19 tRNA genes and 1 rRNA gene are annotated in these 2,101 nt (G+C 49.5%); all 20 read left to right on the forward strand.

What is annotated here, in order from left to right:
- Positions 1-115, forward strand: a 5S ribosomal RNA gene (rrf, locus tag MZO41_RS16365); the annotation flags it as partial.
- 6 nt (positions 116-121) lie between these two features.
- Positions 122-194 (forward strand) — tRNA-Val (locus tag MZO41_RS16370).
- A 4-nt stretch (positions 195-198) separates the two neighbouring features.
- A tRNA-Lys gene (locus MZO41_RS16375) sits at positions 199-271 on the forward strand.
- Between the two features lie 94 nt (positions 272-365).
- Positions 366-438: transfer RNA gene (locus tag MZO41_RS16380), tRNA-Thr, on the forward strand.
- Between the two features lie 16 nt (positions 439-454).
- Positions 455-526: transfer RNA gene (locus tag MZO41_RS16385), tRNA-Gly, on the forward strand.
- Positions 527-541: 15 nt separating this feature from the next.
- Positions 542-627 (forward strand) — tRNA-Leu (locus MZO41_RS16390).
- Positions 628-637: 10 nt separating this feature from the next.
- Positions 638-711: transfer RNA gene (locus MZO41_RS16395), tRNA-Arg, on the forward strand.
- 5 nt (positions 712-716) lie between these two features.
- A tRNA-Pro gene (locus MZO41_RS16400) sits at positions 717-790 on the forward strand.
- Between the two features lie 31 nt (positions 791-821).
- Positions 822-895: transfer RNA gene (locus MZO41_RS16405), tRNA-Met, on the forward strand.
- Between the two features lie 15 nt (positions 896-910).
- A tRNA-Ile gene (locus MZO41_RS16410) sits at positions 911-984 on the forward strand.
- Positions 985-1,023: 39 nt separating this feature from the next.
- Positions 1,024-1,113: transfer RNA gene (locus MZO41_RS16415), tRNA-Ser, on the forward strand.
- A gap of 6 nt (positions 1,114-1,119) precedes the next feature.
- Positions 1,120-1,193: transfer RNA gene (locus MZO41_RS16420), tRNA-Met, on the forward strand.
- Positions 1,194-1,196: 3 nt separating this feature from the next.
- Positions 1,197-1,271: transfer RNA gene (locus tag MZO41_RS16425), tRNA-Asp, on the forward strand.
- 29 nt (positions 1,272-1,300) lie between these two features.
- Positions 1,301-1,373: transfer RNA gene (locus MZO41_RS16430), tRNA-Phe, on the forward strand.
- Positions 1,374-1,385: 12 nt separating this feature from the next.
- Positions 1,386-1,456, forward strand: a tRNA-Gly gene (locus MZO41_RS16435).
- 6 nt (positions 1,457-1,462) lie between these two features.
- Positions 1,463-1,537 (forward strand) — tRNA-Ile (locus MZO41_RS16440).
- A 4-nt stretch (positions 1,538-1,541) separates the two neighbouring features.
- Positions 1,542-1,629 (forward strand) — tRNA-Ser (locus MZO41_RS16445).
- 19 nt (positions 1,630-1,648) lie between these two features.
- A tRNA-Glu gene (locus MZO41_RS16450) sits at positions 1,649-1,721 on the forward strand.
- Between the two features lie 9 nt (positions 1,722-1,730).
- Positions 1,731-1,804 (forward strand) — tRNA-Met (locus tag MZO41_RS16455).
- A gap of 2 nt (positions 1,805-1,806) precedes the next feature.
- A tRNA-Asp gene (locus MZO41_RS16460) sits at positions 1,807-1,881 on the forward strand.
- Positions 1,882-2,101 lie beyond the last annotated feature (220 nt).

The following is a 2,101-nucleotide window of genomic DNA, read 5'->3' on the forward strand; positions in this document are numbered from 1 at the left end:
TGGTGACGATGGCGAGAAGGATACACCTGTTCCCATGTCGAACACAGAAGTTAAGCTTCTTAGCGCCGAGAGTAGTTGGGGGATCGCTCCCTGCGAGGGTAGGACGTTGCCATGCGAAATTGGAGGATTAGCTCAGTTGGGAGAGCGTCTGCCTTACAAGCAGAGGGTCACAGGTTCGAGCCCTGTATCCTCCATCATGAGCCGTTAGCTCAGTTGGTAGAGCATCTGACTTTTAATCAGAGGGTCGACAGTTCGAGACTGTCACGGCTCATTGTTCACGGCTCATAATTAAATAGTTTCACAAAAGTTATTGTTGATTTATGTAACTGAGCATGATATGATGTTATAGTTGTGTTAATCGTCATGCCGACTTAGCTCAGCTGGCAGAGCATCTGTCTTGTAAACAGGGGGTCGGAGGTTCGAATCCTCTAGTCGGCATTAACTGAATAGTTATGCGGAAGTAGTTCAGTGGTAGAACATCACCTTGCCATGGTGGGGGTCGCGGGTTCGAATCCCGTCTTCCGCTTTGTTCCAAAGTGTTGCCGGGGTGGCGGAATTGGCAGACGCACAGGACTTAAAATCCTGCGGTTAGTGATAACCGTACCGGTTCGATCCCGGTCCTCGGCACTTTTATGAAGCACCCATAGCGCAATTGGATAGAGTGTCTGACTACGAATCAGAAGGTTGTAGGTTCGACTCCTACTGGGTGCATATAACGGGAAATAGCTCAGCTTGGTAGAGCACCTGGTTTGGGACCAGGGGGTCGCAGGTTCGAATCCTGTTTTCCCGATTAAGTAGTCATATACGATTATTTAACACATCGCGGTGTAGCTCAGCTGGCTAGAGCGTCCGGTTCATACCCGGGAGGTCGAGGGTTCGATTCCCCCTGCCGCGATAGGAATTAGAGCTTGGACCTTTAGCTCAGTTGGTTAGAGCAGACGGCTCATAACCGTCCGGTCGTAGGTTCGAGCCCTACAAGGTCCATCTACTATTAATAGTGGACATTTCCTAGTTACATCATATGGAGGATTACCCAAGTCTGGCTGAAGGGAACGGTCTTGAAAACCGTCAGGTGGGTCAAACCACGCGAGAGTTCGAATCTCTCATCCTCCTTATTATCGCGGGATGGAGCAGTCTGGTAGCTCGTCGGGCTCATAACCCGAAGGTCGCAGGTTCAAACCCTGCTCCCGCAATTTGGTCCGTTGGTCTAGTTGGTTTAGGACGCCTGCCTGTCACGCAGGAGATCACGAGTTCGAGTCTCGTACGGACCGTTAAGTTAATAGTTCTAAATGGCTACAATGGCTCGGTAGCTCAGTCGGTAGAGCAATGGATTGAAGCTCCATGTGTCGGCGGTTCGATTCCGTCCCGCGCCATATCTGTATTCTGCGGGTATAGTTTAGTGGTAAAACCACAGCCTTCCAAGCTGTTGTCGCGAGTCCGATTCTCGTTACCCGCTTTTTTGGGGCCTATAGCTCAGCTGGTTTAGAGCGCACGCCTGATAAGCGTGAGGTCGATGGTTCAAGTCCATTTAGGCCCATTTTGGAGAAGTACTCAAGTGGCTGAAGAGGTGCCCCTGCTAAGGGTATAGATCGCGCAAGCGGTGCGAGGGTTCGAATCCCTCCTTCTCCGTTGTACCATTTAAAAATATGACCCCTTGGTCAAGTGGTTTAAGACACTGCCCTTTCACGGCAGTAACATGGGTTCGAATCCCGTAGGGGTCATTATATTATCGCGGGATGGAGCAGTCTGGTAGCTCGTCGGGCTCATAACCCGAAGGTCGCAGGTTCAAACCCTGCTCCCGCAATTGGTCCGTTGGTCTAGTTGGTTTAGGACGCCTGCCTGTCACGCAGGAGATCACGAGTTCGAGTCTCGTACGGACCGTCACAAACGTCATTCGTTGATGAATGACGTTTTTTTGTGTTTTCAGAATATTAACTGTTTGACGAGATCACCTAAAGAGGTGCGCACTGTAATCAGTAAATAGGGGGTCTATGATATTTAGTGTTGATGGATAAAATCCATCAACACTATTTTTATGTACAACAAAAGGACATATCGTCCTGTGCTACAATCAAGTCGACCAAAACCAATTGAAAGCGAG

Origin of the sequence: Lactiplantibacillus sp. C232 (genome assembly GCF_023806725.1) — a bacterium.
Taxonomy (GTDB): Bacteria; Bacillota; Bacilli; order Lactobacillales; family Lactobacillaceae; genus Lactiplantibacillus; species Lactiplantibacillus plantarum.